The organism is Luteipulveratus flavus, assembly GCF_029439465.1.
Taxonomy (GTDB): Bacteria; Actinomycetota; Actinomycetes; order Actinomycetales; family Dermatophilaceae; genus Luteipulveratus; species Luteipulveratus flavus.
On sequence record NZ_JAROAV010000043.1, the window covers coordinates 70176 to 89232 of the forward strand.

Consider the following 19057-nt stretch of genomic DNA (forward strand, 5'->3'; position numbering starts at 1 on the left):
CGCGAACGGCCGTCGGCATCGGGCCCGGTGTTACGTTCGAACGAACCGCACGGGGAGGACCTGGTGCGGCTGCGTACCACTGCGGAGCAGACCTCATCGGACAGGGAGCCCGGGATGAGTGATCGTTCTCGTCATCTGCCTCATCCGGACGACGTGCGGCTCAGCCGGCGCGCGTTCCTCGGGAGCGGCCTCGCCCTCGGAGGCGCGCTCGTCACGGGCGCTGCTTCGCGCGCCGTGGCGGACGTCGCCTCGAGCAGCCGCCGGATCGCACTCGTCCGTTTCAGCGGTCCGGCCGCCTTCGCCCGCGGCGCCCGCGACGGTGTGCGCCCGGCCGGAGCGGGACTCGTCCTGCACCATCCCACGGCGACCCGGGTGTACGCCGATCCGTTCGCCGGCGGGGCGAGCGCGACGTACGACGTCGGGACCTGGGTCTCGCCGGTCCTCAGGAACACCTTCCGGCTCACCGAGCTGATCGCCTCCTGGAACGCCGACACCCCGCAGCGCAGCTGGATCGAGGTCGAGGTGCGTGGCACGGCCGAGGACGGCACGCGGACCGGATGGTTCGTGCTCGGCCGGTGGTGCCGCACCGATCCGGACCAGGGCGGTGCCATCTTCCGGACCAGTGTCGACGACCAGGGCACCGACATCGCGACGGTGTGGACCGACACGCTGGCGACGCGAGGGACTCACACGCTGAACGACCTGCAGCTGCGGGTCCGCCTGATGCGACCGCACGGCGGCCAGGAGACCCCGGTGCTGCGCCAGGTCACCGCGGTCTGCACCGCGCTGCCGAGCGACGCGACGGTGCCCACCAGCGTGCCGGGGCCGGGTGCCGGGCGCGTGCTGGCCGTACCGCCGTACTCGCAGGAGCTGCACAAGGGGCAGTACCCGCAGTGGGACAACGGGGGAGAGGCGTGGTGCTCGCCGACCTCGACCGCGATGGTGCTGGACTACTGGCGCCGCGGTCCGTCGGCCGCCGAGCTGTCGTGGGTCACGCCGATGAAGGACCCGCAGGTCGCCTACGCCGCGCGCAACACCTTCGACAACGCCTACGACGGCTGCGGCAACTGGCCGTTCAACACCGCGTACGCGGCCCGCAACGGCCTGCGCGGCTTCGTCACCCGGCTGCGCAGCCTGCGCGAGGCCGAAGACCTCATCGTGGCCGGCATCCCGATCATCACCTCGGTGTCGTTCAAGGCGGCCGAGCTGGACGGCGCGGGCTACTCCACGAACGGCCACCTGATGGTGCTGCGCGGCTTCGACCGGGCCGGCAACCCGATCATGAACGACCCGGCGAGCCACCTGATCGCGGACAACGCCCAGGTGCCGGTGACCTACAACCGTGGCCAGTTCGAGAACGCCTGGGTGCCGCACTCGGGCGGCACGGTCTACGTCATCCACCCCGAGGGCATGGCGCTCCCGAAGGGCACCGGCGCCTGGTGAGGCCGTCGCCCAGCGTCCGGCCTCAGCCGGTCGCGGGCGTCGCCGACGTCGTGTCGGCCAGCTGGTCCAGGACGAACGTCCAGCCCTGCCGGTAGTCGGCGACGCCGGCCGCGTCGGCGATCCCGGTGTGGTGCAGGTCCAGGAGGGTGCCTTCCGGTGTCGGGGTGAACCTGACCTCGACGTGCTCGACCGGCCCGTCCGTACCGTCCTCGCGCCAGATCCAGGTGAAGGCCAGCAGGCTCGGCTCCTCGAGCGTGACGTACTCGCCGTGGACCGCGATGCCCTGCTGCGGCGCGTCGATGCGCCACCGGCCACCGACGCGCAGGTCGATGGTGCACGTGGTTCCGGGCCAGTGCCGCCACCACCAGCGCACGAGCCGGTCAGGGACGGTCCACGCGGCCCACAGGCGGTCTGCGTCGACGGGATAGGTGCGCGACAGGCGCAGCTCCTCGGTCATGAGTTCTCCTGGGTCAGGTCGTCGTGCAGGGCGTCGAGCTGGTGGGTCCAGAACGAGCGGCGCCGGTCGATCCAGTCCGACATCGGCCGCAGGCTCTCGGGGTCGAGCGCGTAGGTGACGACACGGCCGCTCTTGCTCGACCGCACGATCCCGGCGTCGCGCAGGACGTCCAGGTGCCGGGTGACGCCGGGCAGGCCCAGCCCGAGGGCGTCCGCGAGCTCGCTCGTGGACGCCGGTCGCTCGCAGAGGAGGGCGACGATCTGCCGGCGCCCCGTGCCGGCCAGCGCGGCCGCGAGGTCGTCCAGCCCGTCCTCATACTTCACCATGTCGTGAAGTATTGCGGCGGGCCAGCAGTCCGTCAACGATTCGAACACCTGTACTACTATGGCGACGCGTCGAGGAAAGGAGCAGCGGTGCCGCGAGGACCAGGAGCAGCACGACCGGCCGCCACGCCACCCGGCTGGCCGCCCGGCGTGCCGCCGCCGCGGGCGCCGGGCTGGGAGCGCGCGGCGACGAGCTGGCTGCTCGACCAGTGCCCGGCCGACTTCCGCGCGTACGACGCGTGGCAGCGTCACCCGTCGGCCCTGGCGTGGGTGGCGACGCACCACATCGACGCCCAGCTGCGCGCCATGCGCGAGTGCTATCGCAAGGCGCGGGTCGAGCTGGGCGAGCAGCTGCCCGAGGGAGCCATGCCGGCCGTCATGGACCAGCTGGCGGCCGAGGGACGGCGACTGCGCGCCGCGGAACGTGCCGCCGGGCTGGTCCAGCAGGCGCTGCGCGGGACCACGTTCGTCCCGCGGCTGTGAGATCCCTGGGAACGACGAGAGGTCCCTCAACCTGGGGAGGTGGGCATGCGTCCACCCACGTAGACTCGACCGACCTGGACGGAAGGACGATCACGACCGTGGGACTGCTCAAGACGATCTCGAGCCCGGCCGATGTGAAGGCGATACCAGCGGACCAGCTGGACGATCTCGCGCAGGAGATCAGAGACTTCCTGGTCGACTCGGTGTCGCGCACCGGTGGTCATCTCGGCCCGAACCTCGGCGTCGTCGAGCTCACGGTCGCGCTGCACCGCGTGTTCGACTCTCCGCGCGACACACTGGTCTTCGACACCGGCCACCAGTCGTACGTCCACAAGCTGCTGACCGGGCGGCACGACTTCAGCAAGCTCAAGAAGCAGGGCGGCCTGTCCGGCTACCCCAGCCGCGCGGAGTCCGACCACGACGTCGTCGAGAACTCCCACGCCTCCACCTCGCTGTCCTGGGCCGAGGGCATCGCCAAGGCCCGCCGGCTCGCCGGCGAGACCGACCGGCACACCGTCGCCGTGATCGGTGACGGCGCGCTGACCGGCGGCATGGCCTGGGAGGCGCTCAACAACATCGCGGTCGACAAGGACCTGCCGCTGGTGATCGTGGTCAACGACAACGAGCGGTCGTACGCCCCGACGATCGGTGGTCTCGCCGACCACCTCGCCGCGATGCGCGCCACCCGGACGTACGAGCGGATGCTCGACTGGGGCAAGTCGACCCTGCACCGGACGCCGGTGGTCGGCAGCGCCATGTACGAGACGCTGCACGGCGTCAAGAAGGGCGTCAAGGACATCCTCGCCCCGCAGGGCATGTTCGAGGACCTCGGCATCAAGTACCTCGGGCCGGTCGACGGCCACGACCACGAGGCGCTGGAGGCGGCGCTGCGCCGGGCGAAGGCGTTCGGCGGCCCGGTGATCGTCCACGTGCTGACCCAGAAGGGCCGGGGCTACCAGCCGGCCTTCGAGGACCAGAACGACCAGTGGCACGGTATCGGGAAGTTCAACCCCGAGACCGGTCTGCCGTTCGAGGTGTCCGGCCGGATCTGGACCGATGAGTTCAGCGACGAGATGGTCCGCCTCGGCGCCGAGCGCGAGGACATCGTCGCGATCACCGCCGCGATGCTCATCCCGGTCGGCCTGGACGGCTTCGCCAAGGCGTACCCGAACCGCGTCTTCGACGTCGGTATCGCCGAGCAGCACGCGGTCACGATGGCCTCTGGCCTCGCGTACGGCGGCATGCACCCGGTGGTCGCGGTGTACGCGACGTTCCTCAACCGCGCGTTCGACCAGCTGCTGATGGACTGCGCGCTGCACCGCCAGGGCATCACCTTCGTCCTCGACCGCGCCGGTGTCACCGGCAGCGACGGCCCGTCGCACAACGGCATGTGGGACATGACGATCAGCTCGATCGTCCCGGGCCTGCACCTGGCCGCGCCCCGCGACGGCGAGCAGGTCAAGCAGCAGCTGCGCGAGGCCGTCGAGGTCGACGACGCGCCGACGGTCATCCGCTTCCCGAAGGGTGACGTCGCCGAGCCGCTGACCGCCGTACGCCGTGCCGGCACCGTCGACGTGCTGCGCGAGTCCAGCGACGCCCCGGACCTCGTCCTGATCGGTGTGGGAGTCATGGCCGCCACGGCGCTCGGTGTCGCGGAGAAGCTCGAGGCGCAGGGGATCTCGGTCACGGTCATCGACCCGCGCTGGGTGCTGCCGGTGTCCGAGGACGTGCTGGCGATCACCGGCGTCGCGCCGCAGGTCGCCGTCATCGAGGACAACCTGGTGTCCGGGGGAGTGGGTGCCGCCGTCACGGCAGCGCTGCGCGCCGACGGGCAGCAGCAGCCGGTCCACTGCTTCGGCATCCCGAAGGAGTTCCTCGAGCACGCCTCGCGCGGCCAGGTCCTGGAGCAGATCGGCCTGACCCCGGACGTGGTCTCCTCGGCTCTGATCGAACGACTGCGGCCGAGCAGCATCGATCGGCTGCGTCCGCACGCCTGACCTGCGCGCCGACGATGACGCAGAGCGCCGGGCTGCCCGGGGCGACCCGGGCCGGTCCGGCGACGCAGGTCTGGGCCTCGGACCGGTGGCGCTGGGAGGCGACCCGATGGATCGATGCCGTCCTCCCGCGTCGCGGCATCACCCGGGTACCCGTGTCACCACGACAGCCCCGGATCCGCCCGTGGTCGACCCAGCTGGTGATCGACACCGATCACGGGCGGGCCTGGTTCAAGGCTGCCGTGCCGGAGGTCGCTCCCGAGGCCGCCATCCATCGGCTGCTCGGCGACGTCGCCCCTGATCTGCTCGCGCCGCAGTGGGCGGTCGACGCCGAGCGGGGCTGGATCCTCGGGCCGGACCAGGGTCCGCAGCTGCGCGACGTCGCCACTCCGGAGACGATCACCAGCCTGTGGTCCGGTGTGCTGCGGCGCTACGCCCGGTTGCAGCGCGCGTCTGTGAGCGTCGTCGACCGGCTCGTCGACGCAGGAGTGCCGCTGCTCGGGCCGCTGGACCTGGTGCAGGCGTGGGTCGCCCGCGGCTACGGCCACGAGCGTGCCGCCGACGCGAGGCTGCTCGCCGCTGCCGAGCGACTCCTCAAGGTCGGCCTGCCGCTCACCATCGAGCACGGCGACCTGCACGCGGGCAACGTCTTCTGCGCGGACGGCTCCAGCACGGCGGCCCACAACGCCCGTTTCTTCGACTGGGACGACGCGTACGTGGGGAATCCGTTGGGATCGCTGCTGATCGCCCTGCGCGGCCCGGGCTACCACTTCGGTCTGCCCGACGACCCCGAGCGGGACGACCGGCTGCTGCGCGCGTACCTCAGCGGCTGGAGCGACGTCTTCTCCACGCAGGACGCGCGACGGGTCGCTCCCGATGCCTTGCTGCTCGCGCGGGTCGCCCGCCTGATCGGCTGGGACCGCGCGCTCGCCCGCGCCACCGAGGCGGAACGCGCCCAGTGGCAGGAGCATCCGGACCAGTGGACCGCCGAGATCCTCGCGCTGACTGCCGACGGCTGACCCGCGGAGCGCGCGCCGGCGCGTGTCTGATGGGGTGGACGCGTGGATGACGCGACGCTGACCCAGCTGCTGGACGACCTGACCTCTCCGGACCCGGCGCTGCGCGACGAGAAGGCGTGGTCCACGGTGGCGGAGGCGGTCATGGCCCACCAGCTCACCGAGGACCAGCGGTCACAGGCGGCCGAGCGCGCACGGAAACACCTGCGGATGAACGAGATCCAGGCGCCGTCGTTCGCACCCCTGGTCGTCGACGTGCTCGTGGAGACCGGCGGCTGGGAGGACGTCTGGTTCGAGAGGTCCGCGTCGCGCGCGCTGTGGCTCAGGCGCTGAGCGACCCGAGGCTCACGGCGACCGAGGCGACCACGTGGCTGGAGGAGGTACGCACGGCGCTGACGGCGATCGAGCCCGGACCGCCACCGGCGTGGAGCAGCAACACTCTGCGCGTGCTGCACGCTCTGCACGTCGGCCTCGACCACGAGATCCTGCACGATGATGAGCCCGTCCAGATCGTGCACCGCGACCGGGTGAAGGAGGCGGTCGCGCGGACCATCGAGGTCACGCAGCCGTGGTTCTGGAAGGTCCGTTAGGACCACGAACCCCGTTGCTGCAGCACGTCTTTCAACAGATCGGCGCGGTCGGTGATGAGGCCGTTGACGCCGAGGTCGAGCAGTCGCTCCATCTCGTCCGGCTCGTTGATGGTCCACACGTGCACCTGCGCACCCGCCGCGTGAGCGGCCCTCAGGGCGGAGCGCGTCACGATCGGCACGCGGCCGCTGCGGACGGGTACCTGCAGGCAGTCGATGCCGCGCAGGGCGGTCACGGCGGCGCCGCCGAGACCGGCGCTGCGGGCCGCGACGAACGCCGCCGTCCGGACCTGACCGGCCGAGGTCGCGACCGGACGGGAGAGCCGGCGCAGCGCCGTACGCCGCCGTCGGTCCGAGAACGAGGTCACGCACACCCGCTCGTGGGCACGGTGCCGCTCGATGGTCTCCACGAGGGGCGTGATCGCCGGCGCGGCCTTGATGTCGATGTTGACCTTCAGGTCCGGCCAGGCGCCGAGCAGGTCCTCCAGCGTGGGGATCGGCTCGCGGCCACCGATCCGCGCCGTCCGCACCCGGTGGTACGGCTGGTCGTGGATCGCGCCTGTACCGTCGGTCACCCGGTCCAGCGTGCTGTCGTGGAAGGCGAGCAGCACCCCGTCCGAGGTCGCGTGGACGTCGGTCTCGACGTAGGCGTACCCGAGCTCGACGGCGGCCGCGAAGGCGACCATGGTGTTCTCCAGACCCTCGCGGGAGAAACCACGGTGCGCCATCGCGACCGTGCCGTCGTGCTCCAGGTAGGCGGTCCGGGCCACCGTCGGTCCGCTCAGATGTCGCGGAACGTCTGGATGTTCGCGCCCAGGCGGTTCAGCCGCGAGTCCAGCTCCTCGTACCCGCGGTCGATGACGTAGATGTTGCGCAGCACCGAGACTCCCGGCGCGGCGAGCATCGCCAGCAGGATGACGACCGCGGGACGCAGGGCCGGTGGGCTCATGACCTCGGCCGCGCGCCAGCGGGTCGGGCCCTCGATGAGCACCCGGTGCGGGTCCATCAGCTGCACCTTGGCGCCCAGCGCCGTGAGCTCGGTGAGGTAGATCGCCCGATTCTCGTACACCCAGTCGTGCAGCGTCGTGGAGCCCTGCGCGAACGCGGCGATGACCGCGAAGAACGGCAGGTTGTCGATGTTGAGGCCGGGGAACGGCATCGGGTGGATCTTGTCCTTGGGCGCCGTCAGCGGGCCGGGCACGGTCCGCAGGTCGACCAGGCGGGTGTGGCCGTTCGCCGAGACGTACTCCTGGCTCGTCTCGTACTTCATGCCCATGCTCTCCAGCAGCGTGAGCTCGATCTCCATGAACTCGATCGGCACCCGCTTGATGGTGATCTCGGACTCGGTCACCACGGCGGCGGCGACCAGCGTCATCGCCTCGATCGGGTCCTCGGACGGGTGGTACTCCACGTCCATGTTGATCTCCTTGACGCCGCGCACGGTGAGCGTCGTGGAGCCGATGCCGTCGATCTCGACACCCAGCTTCTGCAGGAAGAAGCACAGGTCCTGGACCATGTAGTTCGGGCTGGCGTTGCGGATGATCGTCGTCCCGTCGTACCGGGCCGCCGCGAAGAGTGCGTTCTCGGTGACGGTGTCGCCGCGCTCGGTGAGGATGATCGGCCGGGTCGGGTGGACGGTGGGGTCGACCGTCGCGTGGTAGTAGCCGTGCGAGGCCACCACGCCGAGCCCGAACGCCCGCAGCGCGTGCAGGTGCGGCTCGACGGTGCGCGAGCCGAGGTCGCAGCCGCCGGCGTTCGGCAGCTGGAAGGAGTCGAACTCGTGCAGCAGCGGCCCGAGGAACATCAGGATCGTCCGGGTACGCCGGGCGGCCGTCTCGTCCATGGCCGCCAGGTCGAACTGCTCCGGGGGAGTGATCTCCAGGTCGCTGGAGTCCGGCAGCCAGCGCGTCTTGACCCCGATGGAGTTGAGCACCTCGGTGATGCGGTTGACCTCCTCGATGCGAGCGAGGTTGCGCAGGGTGGTCTTGCCCTTGTTCAGCAGGGAGGCGCACAGGCACGCGACGGCGGCGTTCTTGCTGGTGCGGACGTCGATCTCACCGGACAGCTTGCGGCCGCCCTCGATGCGCAGGTTCAGCGGCGTGGAGGAGGCGACGGCGACGATCTCGGAGTCCAGTGCCTCGCTGATGCGGGCGAGCGTCTCCAGGCTCAGGTTCTGCTTGCCCTGCTCGATGCGGGCGACCGCGCTCTGGCTCGTCTGGAGAGCCTCGGCGAGCTCGGTCTGGGTGAGCTTGCGATGCCGGCGCGCGTCGCGGATGAGCGTGCCGACTCGGACCAGGTAGTCATCGGTCATGCGAGCGAGTGTAGATCACATATGAGATATGACGAACCCCGCGACGCGCGGCGCGTCGCAGGGTTCACCATGTGGACGATCAGGCGGGGACGGAGGCCGCACCCTTCGGCAGGAACCTCTTGCCGGTGACCTTCTCGGCGATGCCCGTACGGTCCAGCAGCGGGGTGACGCCGCCGTTCCAGAACGGGAAGCCCGCACCGGTGATCATGGCCAGGTCGATGTCCATCGGCGCCTCGACGACGCCCTCGTCGAGCATCCGGCGGGTCTCGTCGGCCAGCGCCTCCAGGGCCCGCTCGCGCACCTGCTCCGCGGTGAGCTCGACCGGCTCCGCGGCCGGCTCGAACAGGTCGAGCACCTGCTGCTCCGGCTTGCCGTCCGAGCCGTAGAAGCTCGGGATCCGCGCCTCGACCACCTTGGCAAGGTTCGGGGAGACGTAGAACCGCTCCGGGAACGCGCCGTGCAGCGTCTCGCTGTTGTGCAGCGCGATCGCCGGGCCGACCAGCGAGATGAGCATGAACGGCGGCATCGGGGTGACGCCGGCGAACGCCTTCTCGACCGTCTCGAACGGCGTGCCCTCGTCGGCGATCCGGCCGGCCTCGCCCATGAACCGGCCGAGCAGCCGGTTCACGACGAAGGACGGGCTGTTCTTCACCAGGATGCAGGTCTTCTTCAGGCCCTTGCCGGTGGCGAACGCCGTCGCCAGGGTGGCGTCGTCGGTCCGCTCGCCGCGGATGATCTCCAGCAGCGGCATGATCGCGACGGGGTTGAAGAAGTGGAAGCCGACGACCCGCTCCGGGTGCTTCAGGTCGGCCGCCATCTCGGTGATGTCCAGCGAGGAGGTGTTCGTCGCGAGGACGCACTCCGCGCTGACGTACTCCTCGACCTCGGCGAAGACGGTCTTCTTGACGCCCATCTCCTCGAAGACGGCCTCGATCACGAAGTCGGCGTCGGCGAAGGCGTCCTTGGTGACCGAGCCGGAGACCAGACCCTTGAGCCGGTTGGACTTGTCCTGGCTGACGCGGCCCTTGAGCAGCAGCTTGTCGATCTCGTCGTGGACGTACTTCACGCCCTTGTCGACCCGCTCCTGATCGAGGTCGGTGAGGACCACCGGCACCTCGAGGCGACGCGCGAACAGCAGCGCCATCTGGCTGGCCATCAGGCCCGCACCGACGATGCCGACCTTGGTGACCTTGCGGGCCAGCGACTTGTCCGGAGCGCCGGCCGGCCGCTTGGCGCGCTTCTGCACCAGGTCGAAGGAGTACAGCCCCGCGCGCAGCTCGTCGGTCATGAGCAGGTCGGCGAGCGCCTGGTTCTCGGCCTCGAACGCGTCCGCGCGCTGCGCCGTCCGGGCGGCCTTGACCAGGTCCAGGGCGCGGTACGGCGCGGGTGCCGCACCGCCGACCTTGGCGTCGACCTGACCGCGGGCGGCCTCGACGACGGTGTCCCACGCCTCGGCGGAGGTGTCGACCGGCGTGCGCTCGACGGACTCCTCGCCGGCGATCACCTTGCCGGCGAACAGCAGCGAGTCCTCCAGGAAGGTGACCGGCTCCAGCAGCCGGTCGGCGACACCGAGCTCGAACGCCTGCTTGCCGTTCACCATCTTGTTGTTGGCGAGCGGGTTGGCGACGATCAGCGTCAGCGCCTTCTCCACACCGATCAGGTGGGGGAGCAGGTACGTGCCGCCCCAGCCCGGGACCAGCCCGAGGAAGCATTCTGGCGTGGCGTACGCGGGGACGTCCGAGGCGATCGTGCGGTAGTCGGCGTACAGGGCGATCTCGACGCCACCGCCCATGGACGCGCCGTTGATGAACGCGAACGTCGGGACGGACAGGTCGGAGATCTTCTGGAACGTCTCGTGGCCGAGGCGGGCGATCTCCAGCGCCTGGTCGCGGCTGCTGACCGACGGGACCCCGGTGAGGTCCGCGCCGACGGCGAAGATGAACGGCTTGCCGGTGATGCCGACGCCGACGATCTCCTCGGCCTCGGCGCGCTGGGCCAGGGTGTCCAGGACACCGGCCAGCTCGGTCAGACCCTGCGGGCCGAAGGAGTTCGGCTTGGTGTGGTCGAAGCCGTTGTCGAGGGTGATCAGCGCGAACGTGCCCTGACGGCCTGGCAGCTGGACGTCCTGGACGCGCGCGTGCGTCACGACCTCGTCGTGCGAGGGGAGCTCGGTGCTCATCAGGCGACACCCTTCTCGTCGTTCTGCGTGCCCTGGTAGCCGACGTAGTCGGCGTGATGCGGGTTCTCCCAGATGACCGAGCCGCCCATGCCGATGCCGATGCACATCGCGGTGAGGCCGTAGCGGACCTCGGGGTGCTCGGCGAACTGGCGGGACAGCTGGGTCATCAGGCGCACGCCCGAGGAGGCCAGCGGGTGACCGGTCGCGATGGCGCCGCCCCACGGGTTGACCCGCTCGTCGTCCTGGTCGATGCCGAAGTGGTCCAGGAACGCCAGCACCTGCACCGCGAAGGCCTCGTTCAGCTCGAACAGGCCGATGTCCTCGATGGTCAGGCCCGCCTTGGCCAGGGCCTTCTCGGTCGCGGGGACCGGGCCGATGCCCATGACCTCGGGCTCGACGCCGACGAAGGAGTAGCCGACCATGCGCATGCCGACCGGGAGACCGAGCTCCTCGGCCGCCTGCTCGGAGGCGAGCAGGCAGGCGGTGGCGCCGTCGTTGAGGCCGGCCGCGTTGCCCGCGGTCACGTTGCCGTGCGGGCGGAAGGACGTCTTGAGCTGGGCGAGGTCCTCGACCGTCGTGCCGGGACGCGGCGGCTCGTCCTGGGTGGCCAGGCCGAAGCCCTTCTCGTCGTGACGGGTCGCGACGGGCACCAGGTCCGGCTGGATCTTGCCGTCGGCGTACGCCTTGGCCAGCTTGTCCTGGCTGCCGACGGCGAAGCGGTCGCAGCGCTCCTTGGTGATCGACGGGAACCGGTCGTGCAGGTTCTCGGCGGTCTGGCCCATGACGAGCGCGGACGGGTCGACCAGCTTCTCGGAGATGATCCGCGGGTTGGGGTCGACCCCCTCGCCCATCGGGTGCCGGCCCATGTGCTCGACGCCGCCGGCGATGGCGATGTCGTACGCACCGAACGCGATCGAGGACGCGGTGTTGGTGACGGCCGTCATGGCACCGGCGCACATGCGGTCGATGGAGTAGCCGGGCGTCGTCTTGGGCAGGCCGGCGAGCAGGCCGGCCACGCGACCGAGGGTCAGACCCTGGTCACCGATCTGCGTGGTGGCCGCGATCGCGACCTCCTCGACCTTCTCCGGCGGCAGGCCGGGCTGGCGGCGCAGGATCTCACGGATGCACTTGATGACCAGGTCGTCGGCGCGCGTCTGGGCGTACATGCCCTTCTCACCCGCCTTGCCGAACGGCGTACGGACGCCGTCGACGAAGACGACCTCTGAGAGCGTGCGGGGCACGATGCCTCCCGTAGGTGTGACGTTTAGGTGAGTCGCACTCTACGGGACTTTGTTACTGGTCAGTATTCGGGTGGTCCGCGACGGCTCCCAGGATGAGCGGGACGGCGATGTCGCGCTGCCACGGCCGGGCGCCGAGGGTGGCCAGCGCGCCCTGCAACGACGCCTCGTCCAGCGGCTGCGGCGGCGACCACAGCACGCGGCGCAGGTAGTCGGGCGTCAGCAGGTTCTCGACCGGCACCTGGTGCTCCTCGCCGTACGCGGTGAGCTGCTCGCGCACCTGCAGCAGCCGAGCGGCGGCGACCGGGTCGCGGTCGGCCCAGGCGCGCGGCGGCGGGGGAGCGTCGCTGCGCACGGTCGTCGGCGGCAGCTCGGAGTCGGGGAGGGTCGTCACGCGGCGGATCGCGGCCAGCCACTCGCGCTGGTAGCGCGCCACCGACCGGTGCGGCGGACGGGCGCGCCCGCGCCGGCTCGTCCCGGCCGAGGCGTCGGCCAGCGCGGCGGTCAGGCCGTCGGGGGTCGTCGGCGCCTTGACGGCCATCTCGACCAGGAGGGCATCAGGCAGCACCCGGCCGGGGGAGATGTCCCGCTGCCGGGCGATGTCGTCGCGGGTCTGCCACAGCTCGCGGATGCGGGCCACGGCCCGGCGGTCGCGCACCCGGTGCATCCCCGACGTCCGACGCCAGGGGTCGGTGCGGACGGGCGGTCCGGTGAAGGAGGTGAGGGCGTCGAACTCCTCCAGCGCCCAGGGCAGCTTGCCCTGCCGCTCCAGGTCGGCCCGTACGAGGTCGCGCACCTGCACCAGCACCTCGACATCGAGCGCGGCGTAGGTGAGCCACGGCTCCGGCAGCGGCCGGGTCGACCAGTCGACCGCGGAGTGCTCCTTGGCCAGCGTGATGCCCAGGTAGTGCTCCACGACGGCCGCGAGCCCGACCCGCGGCAGACCCGCCAGCCGTGAGCCGAGCTCGGTGTCGAACAGCCGGGTCGGGCTCAGGCCGACCTCGGCGAGGCACGCGAGGTCCTGCGTCGCGGCGTGCAGCACCCACTCGGCCTCGCCGATCGCGTCCTGGACGGGCCCGAGGTCGGGGCAGGCGATCGGGTCGATCAGCCAGCTGCCGGCGCCCTCCCGCCGGATCTGCACGAGGTAGGCGCGCCCGCCGTAGCGGTAGCCCGACGCCCGCTCGGCGTCCAGCGCGACCGGGCCGGTCCCCGCGGCGATGGCCTCCGCGGCCGCGACCAGACGGCGCTCGTCCTCGACGATGTCGGGGACGCCGTCGGCGGGCGCCGCCAGGACCGGGTACTGCGGTGGGTCCGAGGTCTGGCCGGCGTCGGGGGTGGAGGTCTCGGTCATCGGCGCTGTCCCGGAAGGGCCACGACCCCGTCCGGCAGCGGTTCGAGACCGGCGACCGTGCAGAGCAGCGCGCCCCAGGCGTGCAGGTGGGAGGTGATGTCGTCGTCGACCGGGGTCCACGACGCGCGCACCTCGATCTCGACACTGGACGGCCGGTCACCCAGCCCGGCGAAGCTCTCCGAGACCACGCGGGTGACCGTACCCGCGTCGGCGACGTACTCGGCACCCGCCGTGCTCAGCGAGTCGGTGAGCCAGCTCCACCCGACGGCACCGAGCATCGGGTCGGTGGCGGTCTCCGGCTCCAGCTCGGCCCGGGCGAACGTCACGATGCGCCAGGTCCCCTCCCACGGCTCCGGCCGGTCGGGGTCGTGCAGCAGCACGAAACGACCGGAGGCGAGCTCCTCGTCCTGGTCGCCGTGGGTCGGGACGACCTCCGCGGTCATCGCGATGGCGTACGGGGCGATGCGGCTCGGGGCCGGCACTTCGGTGAGCCTGACCTCCGGGCGCAGCCGCACCGCCGACAGTGCCTGCACGACGGCATCGAACTCGGCGGAGGAGGGGTCGCCGGAGATGTTGCGATTGCTCACTCACCACAGGGTATGTCGCACGACAGGCCGCGGTGGCCAGCCACGCCGCCGGGTGTGTCGTCACCGTTCACCTGTGATCGGCGTCTTGCCCGCGTGGCCGCCGCACGCCTCGGGACGGCTCGCCACCTACGATCGACGCCGTGACGTCGACCGATCCCCGAGACAGCGCCCTCGTGCGAGCCGCCCGCGGACTTCCCGTCCCGCACACGCCGGTGTGGTTCATGCGGCAGGCGGGGCGCTCGTTGCCGGAGTACCGGAAGGTGCGCGAGGGAGTGCCGATGCTCACCGCGTGCCGCACGCCCGAGCTCGTCACCGAGATCACCCTGCAGCCGGTCCGCCGGCACGGCGTGGACGCGGCCATCTTCTTCAGCGACATCGTCGTGCCGCTGGCCGCCGTCGGGATCGACCTGGACATCGTCCCGGGTGTCGGTCCCGTCGTGGCGTCGCCGGTCGCCACGCGCGCCGACCTCGATCGGATCCCGGAGCTCACGCCCGAGCACGTCCCGGACATCACCGAGTCGGTGCGGATGCTGGTGCGCGAGCTCGGTGGGACGCCGCTGATCGGGTTCGCGGGGGCGCCGTTCACCCTCGCCTCCTACCTCGTCGAGGGCGGCCCGTCGCGCAACCACGAGAAGACCAAGGCCCTCATGCACGGCGACCCCGAGCTGTGGAACGCCCTGTGCGCGCGGCTGGCCCAGATCTCCGGGGAGTTCCTGCGGGTGCAGGCGCAGGCGGGCGCGTCCGCCCTGCAGCTGTTCGACTCCTGGGCCGGGGCGCTGTCCCTGGCCGACTACGAGCGCTTCGTCCAGCCCCATTCCGCGGCGGCGCTCGGCGCGGTCGCCGACCTGGACGTGCCGCGGATCCACTTCGGCGTCGGGACGGGCGAGCTGCTCGCAGCGATGGGCGCTGCCGGTGCAGAGGTCGTGGGGGTCGACTTCCGGATCCCGCTCAGCGAGGCGGTCGCCCGGACCGGCGGCAGGTACGCCGTCCAGGGCAACCTCGACCCGGCCCTGCTCTTCGCGCCCTGGGAGCCGCTGGCCCGAGCGGTGGACGAGATCCTGGAGTCGGGGCGCTCAGCTCCCGGTCACATCTTCAACCTGGGGCACGGCGTGCTGCCGAGCACCGATCCCGACGTCCTCACCCGGGTCGTCGCCCGCGTCCACGAGCGGTCCGCCGGCTGAGCGCACGCGCCGGACGCGCTCGGGGTCCAGGCGGACCGTGCACCACGGCAGGAACAGCTGCACGAGCGGTCCGATCAGCACGGCGTACAGCACGGTCCCGACGCCGACCACGCCGCCGAGAAGCCAGCCGGCGGCGAGCACCGTGAGCTCCAGCGAGGTGCGGACCAGCCGGAGGCTGAGACCGGTACGCGCGTGCAGGCCGGTCATCAGACCGTCTCGCGGACCCGGGCCGAGCTGGCTGCCGATGTAGAGGGCACCGCCGACGGCGTTGACCACCACGGCGGCGATCATCAGCAGGATGCGCGCCCACAGTGGGTCCGGCTCGCCGATCAGCCGCAGGCCGACGTCGGTGGCGATGCCGATCCACACGGCGTTGGCCACCGTCCCCAGGCCCGGCCACTGGCGCAGCGGGATCCACAGGAGCAGGACCGCGAAGCCGACGACGATGACGACCGTGCCCATCGACAGGCCGGTCCGTTCGGCGATGCCGATGTGCAGCACGTCCCACGGGTCGAGGCCGAGCCCGGCGCGGACCATCATCGCCATCGCCGTGCCGTAGAGGGTCAGGCCGACCATGAGCCGGACCAGCCGCTGCGGCAGCCGGCCGGCGCGCAGCTGCTCACCGGGCGTCAGCCGGATCAGCGTGGGGGTGGCGGAGCGGTTGGATGTCCGCGGAAGTGAAGGCACCAGACCAGCCTCGCGTCGAAGTGGCCTTGCTGTCGAGTGCCACTTCGAGCAGAGTGGCCTCGTGCCCGAACCTCGGATCAGTGCCCACCGCCTCGTCGCCATGGCCGGCCCGCCCGACGCGCGGACGCCGTCGTACGCCTGGCTCGCCGACGCGGTCCGCCTCCTGGTCGCGGACGGCCGACTGCTGCACGGGACCCGGCTGCCGAGCGAGCGAGAGCTGGTCACCGCCACCGGGCTGAGCCGGACGACGGTCTCGCGCGCGTACGCCGAGCTGCGGGAACGGGGGTACGCCCGCGCCCGGCACGGGTCGGGAACGCTCGTGCAGATCCCGGGCGGTCCGGTCTCCGGCGCGGCCGAGCCGCTGCCGCTGCACGACCTCGGTGAACACGCGAGTGGCGTGATCGACCTGCGCAGCGCCGCGCCCAGCGGGCAGCCCGGTCTGGCTGCGGCGTTCGAGCGGGCGGTCGAGCGGCTGGGGGCGTACACCGGTGGGATGGGCTACTTCCCGCTCGGCGTCCCCGAGCTGCGGGAGGCCGTCGCGCAGCGGTACCGCGAGCGGGGCGTGCCCACCCGGTCGGACCAGGTCGTCGTGACCACCGGCGCGCTCGCCGGCTGCGTCGCCGCCTTCCGGGCGGTGCTGCACCGCGGCGACCGGGTGCTGCTGCAGAGCCCGAGCTACCCGGGGACGCTGGCGAGCCTGCGCCAGGACGCCGTCCGGCTGCTGGCCGTCCCGGCCGAGAGCGGCCGGACCGACCTGGAGGCGATCGCCGAGCGGGCGGCTGCGTCGAGCCCGCGGGCGATGCTCGCGCTGCCGGACTTCCACAACCCCACGGGCACCCTGATGGACGACGACGAACGCGCTCGGCTGGCCGGCATCTGGGAGCGGCACGGCGTCGTCGGCGTGGTCGACGAGACGCTCTGCGAGCTGTGGCTGCAGGACGAGCCGTCCGTCCGGCCGATGGCGGCGCACGCGCCCGGTGCGATCACCGTCGGCGGCGTGAGCAAGTCCCACTGGGGCGGGCTGCGGATCGGCTGGGTACGGGCGCCGCGCGACCTGGTCGGCGCGGTCGCCAGGGCTCGCACGACGTTCGACCTCGCGCCGCCGGTGCTGGAGCAGCTGGTGGTCGCCGACCTGCTGCAGACGCGGCCCGGCCTGTCGGACGACACGCGACGAGGACTGCGGGAGCGTCGTGACCTCGTCCACGGCGCGATCTCGCGGGAGCTGCCGGGCTGGCGGGCGTTGTCGCCTTCCGGTGGCCTCTCGCTGTGGTGGCGGCTGCCGGTGGCGCGCTCGTCCGCACTGTCCGCCGCGGCCGAGCGGCGCGGCGTCCTGCTCGCCCCGGGGTCTGCGTTCGCCGTCGAGGGCCAGGGCCTGGAGCGATGGGTCCGGACGCCGTACGCCCTGCCGGCCGAGCAGCTGGAGGTGGCGGTCGAACGCATCGTGGCCGCGTGGCGCGAGGTGGTCGCGCACGACGGGACGCGCTGAGGCCACCTCCCGGCCGGCGCTCGCGGTCAGGCCGGCGGAGCGGGATGCGCCGGCAGACCGACGAGGGCGCGGATGCCGTCGCAGTAGTCCTGGGTGTCCACGCCGAGAATGGCTCGTTGGATGAGCAGGCCGGGCAGGAGGCCGAACATCGCGGCGCCCACGTGCTCCGGGTCGGCGTCTGCGGCCAGCAAGCCCTGCTGCTGCGCCCGTCGGGCGACCGACGTCAGCTCGGTCCGGATCGCGCTGTGGGCGCCGTGGACCAGCGCGAGCAGGGCCGGCGACCGCAGCGCCTCCCCGAACGCCTGCACGGCTACCGGGGACTTGTCGAAGCCTTCCTCGACCAGGAAGGACGTGGCGTGCTCGACGGCGATGACGACCGCGCGGCCGAGGTCCGGAGGGTCGAGCGCGGCCAGGTCGCGGGCGACGGGATCTCCGATGCTGCCGACGGTCGCCTCCGCGGCCTGCTGGATGAGGTCCTCCTTGTTGCGGAAGTACCCGTAGACGGCGCCGGCCGACAGTCCGGACTCGCCGATGACGTCGGCCATGCTCGTCGCGTGAAACCCGTTGCGCGCGAAGCAGACCCAGGCGGCGCGCATGATCTGGCGGCGCCGAGCCGCGCGGTGCTCCTCGGTGACCTTCGGCATGTCGCCATCCTAAACCGAACGTTCGTTCTTGACAGCGACTCGCGGGGCGGCGCATGGTGAGCGCATGAAAACGAACGAATCTTCGGTTTTGGCACGCTGGGGCCGGCTGCTCGGGGCAGCCCTGGGTCTGTCCCTCGTCGTCGGACTGGTGCTCGTCGCGTTCTCCTGGCCGAGCGCACGCTCCCACCCCAGGGACCTGCCGGTCGCGGTGACGGGGCCGGCCGCGGCGACCGTCCAGGTGCAGGAGCGTCTGGACGCACGTCAGCCCGGCGGCTTCGACCTGGAGCACTTCGCCAGCGCGTCCGCAGCCGAGCAGGCGGTGCGAGACCGGGAGGTGTACGGCGTCGTCGAGCTGGACGGCACCGACGGACCTCGGGTGGTGACGGCGTCCGCCGCCTCGCCCGCCGTCGCCCAGATCCTGACCCAGCTCGGCCAGCAGCTCGGGACGACCGGCGCGGCGGGCTCGACCCGGAACGTCCACGACCTGGTGGCGGCTCCGGCGAACGACCCGCGCGGAGCCGCCGTGTCCACCAGCGTCCTGCCCCTCATCATCGGCGGCACTCTCGCCACGACCGTGCTGGACCTGCTGACCGGCCACCAGCTGCGCCGGGCGGTGGCCGTGGTGGTCCTGGCGCTGTCCGCGGGTGTGGTGATGGCACTCGTCCTGCACACCTGGCTGGGCGCCGTGGGCGGCGACTTCTGGGTCCTGAGCGCCGTCGCGGCGCTCGGCGTCGGAGCGATCGCCCTGACCCTGACCGGCTTGCACGGCCTGTTCGGGATCCGGGGGCTCGGGGTCGGAGCCGCCACCATGATGCTGCTCGGCAACCCGCTGTCCGCGGCCGCGTCCGCTCCCGAGATGCTCCCCGACGGCTGGTCCACCGTGGGTCAGCTGCTGCCGCCCGGCGCCTTCGTCTCGCTGCTCCGATCGGTCAGTGCTTTCGACGGTGCTGGGTCCGGTGGCCCGCTCCTGGTCCTGCTCGCCTGGGCGGTGCTCGGGCTCGTCGCGTGCTGGGCCGCGCACCTGCGCTCTCCTCGTCGCTCGGTGACGGATGCGCACCCCGCACACCTCGTCAGCGCCTAGCCCACCCAC

Annotated in this window: 19 protein-coding genes; 9 read left to right on the top strand and 10 right to left on the bottom strand. The window is 71.9% G+C overall.

Annotation, left to right across the window (positions count from 1 at the left end):
• Positions 1-114 precede the first annotated feature (114 nt).
• Entirely contained in the window at positions 115-1443 is a 1329-nt protein-coding gene (locus tag P4R38_RS16480; protein ID WP_277193112.1) for a C39 family peptidase, read from the top strand.
• 22 nt (positions 1444-1465) lie between these two features.
• Here P4R38_RS16480 and P4R38_RS16485 read toward each other — a convergent pair whose 3' ends face one another.
• Both P4R38_RS16485 and P4R38_RS16490 read right to left on the bottom strand, forming a co-directional pair.
• A complete protein-coding gene (locus tag P4R38_RS16485) occupies positions 1466-1900 on the bottom strand; it encodes an SRPBCC family protein (RefSeq protein ID WP_277193113.1) in 435 nt (144 codons plus the stop codon).
• Complete coding sequence (locus tag P4R38_RS16490; RefSeq protein WP_277193114.1) at positions 1897-2226, bottom strand: ArsR/SmtB family transcription factor; 330 nt, start codon at positions 2224-2226, stop codon at positions 1897-1899. Before P4R38_RS16490 ends, P4R38_RS16485 begins: the two co-directional genes overlap by 4 nt.
• Positions 2227-2313: 87 nt before the next feature.
• Here P4R38_RS16490 and P4R38_RS16495 point away from each other — a divergent pair, with 87 nt between their 5' ends.
• The 5 genes from P4R38_RS16495 to P4R38_RS16515 all read left to right on the top strand — a co-directional run bounded on the left by P4R38_RS16495 (position 2314) and on the right by P4R38_RS16515 (position 6306).
• On the top strand, positions 2314-2706 hold the full coding sequence (locus P4R38_RS16495) for a hypothetical protein (RefSeq protein ID WP_275239389.1): 393 nt from the start codon (positions 2314-2316) through the stop codon (positions 2704-2706).
• Between the two features lie 98 nt (positions 2707-2804).
• Positions 2805-4703: a 1-deoxy-D-xylulose-5-phosphate synthase gene (dxs, locus tag P4R38_RS16500; RefSeq protein ID WP_277193115.1), complete on the top strand. Its 1899-nt coding sequence runs from the start codon at positions 2805-2807 to the stop codon at positions 4701-4703.
• A 14-nt stretch (positions 4704-4717) separates the two neighbouring features.
• Complete coding sequence (locus P4R38_RS16505; protein ID WP_277193116.1) at positions 4718-5719, top strand: phosphotransferase; 1002 nt, start codon at positions 4718-4720, stop codon at positions 5717-5719.
• 42 nt (positions 5720-5761) lie between these two features.
• Positions 5762-6049 (top strand): hypothetical protein, encoded by a 288-nt coding sequence (locus P4R38_RS16510; RefSeq protein ID WP_277193117.1) that lies wholly within the window; start codon positions 5762-5764, stop codon positions 6047-6049.
• On the top strand, positions 6034-6306 hold the full coding sequence (locus tag P4R38_RS16515; RefSeq protein WP_277193118.1) for a hypothetical protein: 273 nt from the start codon (positions 6034-6036) through the stop codon (positions 6304-6306). The genes P4R38_RS16510 and P4R38_RS16515 overlap by 16 nt, the downstream gene beginning before the upstream one ends.
• On the opposite strand, the gene P4R38_RS16520 is transcribed toward P4R38_RS16515, so the two are convergent.
• The 6 genes from P4R38_RS16520 to P4R38_RS16545 form a co-directional block, all read right to left on the bottom strand.
• Positions 6303-7073 (bottom strand): glycerophosphodiester phosphodiesterase, encoded by a 771-nt coding sequence (locus P4R38_RS16520; protein ID WP_277193119.1) that lies wholly within the window; start codon positions 7071-7073, stop codon positions 6303-6305. The two genes, P4R38_RS16515 and P4R38_RS16520, sit on opposite strands and share 4 nt — an antisense overlap.
• Positions 7074-7084: 11 nt before the next feature.
• Complete coding sequence (locus P4R38_RS16525; RefSeq protein ID WP_275239394.1) at positions 7085-8614, bottom strand: helix-turn-helix domain-containing protein; 1530 nt, start codon at positions 8612-8614, stop codon at positions 7085-7087.
• Between the two features lie 79 nt (positions 8615-8693).
• Positions 8694-10793 (bottom strand): 3-hydroxyacyl-CoA dehydrogenase NAD-binding domain-containing protein, encoded by a 2100-nt coding sequence (locus tag P4R38_RS16530; RefSeq protein ID WP_277193120.1) that lies wholly within the window; start codon positions 10791-10793, stop codon positions 8694-8696.
• The gene (locus P4R38_RS16535; protein ID WP_277193121.1) at positions 10793-12034 is read right to left on the bottom strand and encodes a thiolase family protein; all 1242 of its coding nucleotides are present in this window, start codon (positions 12032-12034) and stop codon (positions 10793-10795) included. Before P4R38_RS16535 ends, P4R38_RS16530 begins: the two co-directional genes overlap by 1 nt.
• A 52-nt stretch (positions 12035-12086) precedes the next feature.
• Positions 12087-13382: an HRDC domain-containing protein gene (locus tag P4R38_RS16540; RefSeq protein WP_277193122.1), complete on the bottom strand. Its 1296-nt coding sequence runs from the start codon at positions 13380-13382 to the stop codon at positions 12087-12089.
• Positions 13379-13969: a DUF3000 domain-containing protein gene (locus P4R38_RS16545; protein ID WP_277193123.1), complete on the bottom strand. Its 591-nt coding sequence runs from the start codon at positions 13967-13969 to the stop codon at positions 13379-13381. Before P4R38_RS16545 ends, P4R38_RS16540 begins: the two co-directional genes overlap by 4 nt.
• Positions 13970-14100: 131 nt before the next feature.
• On the opposite strand from P4R38_RS16545, the gene hemE reads away from it, so the two are divergent.
• Positions 14101-15150: a uroporphyrinogen decarboxylase gene (hemE, locus tag P4R38_RS16550; protein WP_409201282.1), complete on the top strand. Its 1050-nt coding sequence runs from the start codon at positions 14101-14103 to the stop codon at positions 15148-15150.
• Here hemE and yczE read toward each other — a convergent pair.
• Positions 15043-15837, bottom strand: coding sequence for a membrane protein YczE (gene yczE / locus P4R38_RS16555; RefSeq protein WP_277193125.1), 795 nt, complete (start codon positions 15835-15837; stop codon positions 15043-15045). The genes hemE and yczE overlap by 108 nt on opposite strands.
• A 61-nt stretch (positions 15838-15898) precedes the next feature.
• Between yczE and yczR the strand changes: the two genes are divergently transcribed.
• Positions 15899-17323, top strand: coding sequence for a MocR-like transcription factor YczR (gene yczR / locus P4R38_RS16560; protein ID WP_277193126.1), 1425 nt, complete (start codon positions 15899-15901; stop codon positions 17321-17323).
• Positions 17324-17349: 26 nt separating this feature from the next.
• On the opposite strand, the gene P4R38_RS16565 is transcribed toward yczR, so the two are convergent.
• Positions 17350-17967, bottom strand: coding sequence for a TetR/AcrR family transcriptional regulator (locus P4R38_RS16565; protein ID WP_277193127.1), 618 nt, complete (start codon positions 17965-17967; stop codon positions 17350-17352).
• A 64-nt stretch (positions 17968-18031) separates the two neighbouring features.
• Between P4R38_RS16565 and P4R38_RS16570 the strand changes: the two genes are divergently transcribed.
• Positions 18032-19048, top strand: coding sequence for an ABC transporter permease (locus P4R38_RS16570; RefSeq protein ID WP_277193128.1), 1017 nt, complete (start codon positions 18032-18034; stop codon positions 19046-19048).
• The last annotated feature ends 9 nt before the right edge of the window (positions 19049-19057 follow it).

What these genes read in the sequence shown, in the direction of transcription:
- P4R38_RS16480 (WP_277193112.1), top strand. Translation starts at nt 115, where the DNA reads ATGAGTGATCGTTCTCGTCATCTGCCTCATCCGGACGACGTGCGGCTC.
- P4R38_RS16485 (WP_277193113.1), bottom strand. Translation starts at nt 1,900, where the DNA reads ATGACCGAGGAGCTGCGCCTGTCGCGCACCTATCCCGTCGACGCAGAC.
- P4R38_RS16490 (WP_277193114.1), bottom strand. Translation starts at nt 2,226, where the DNA reads ATGGTGAAGTATGAGGACGGGCTGGACGACCTCGCGGCCGCGCTGGCC.
- P4R38_RS16505 (WP_277193116.1), top strand. Translation starts at nt 4,718, where the DNA reads ATGACGCAGAGCGCCGGGCTGCCCGGGGCGACCCGGGCCGGTCCGGCG.
- P4R38_RS16525 (WP_275239394.1), bottom strand. Translation starts at nt 8,614, where the DNA reads ATGACCGATGACTACCTGGTCCGAGTCGGCACGCTCATCCGCGACGCG.
- P4R38_RS16530 (WP_277193120.1), bottom strand. Translation starts at nt 10,793, where the DNA reads ATGAGCACCGAGCTCCCCTCGCACGACGAGGTCGTGACGCACGCGCGC.
- P4R38_RS16540 (WP_277193122.1), bottom strand. Translation starts at nt 13,382, where the DNA reads ATGACCGAGACCTCCACCCCCGACGCCGGCCAGACCTCGGACCCACCG.
- P4R38_RS16565 (WP_277193127.1), bottom strand. Translation starts at nt 17,967, where the DNA reads ATGCCGAAGGTCACCGAGGAGCACCGCGCGGCTCGGCGCCGCCAGATC.
- P4R38_RS16570 (WP_277193128.1), top strand. Translation starts at nt 18,032, where the DNA reads ATGAAAACGAACGAATCTTCGGTTTTGGCACGCTGGGGCCGGCTGCTC.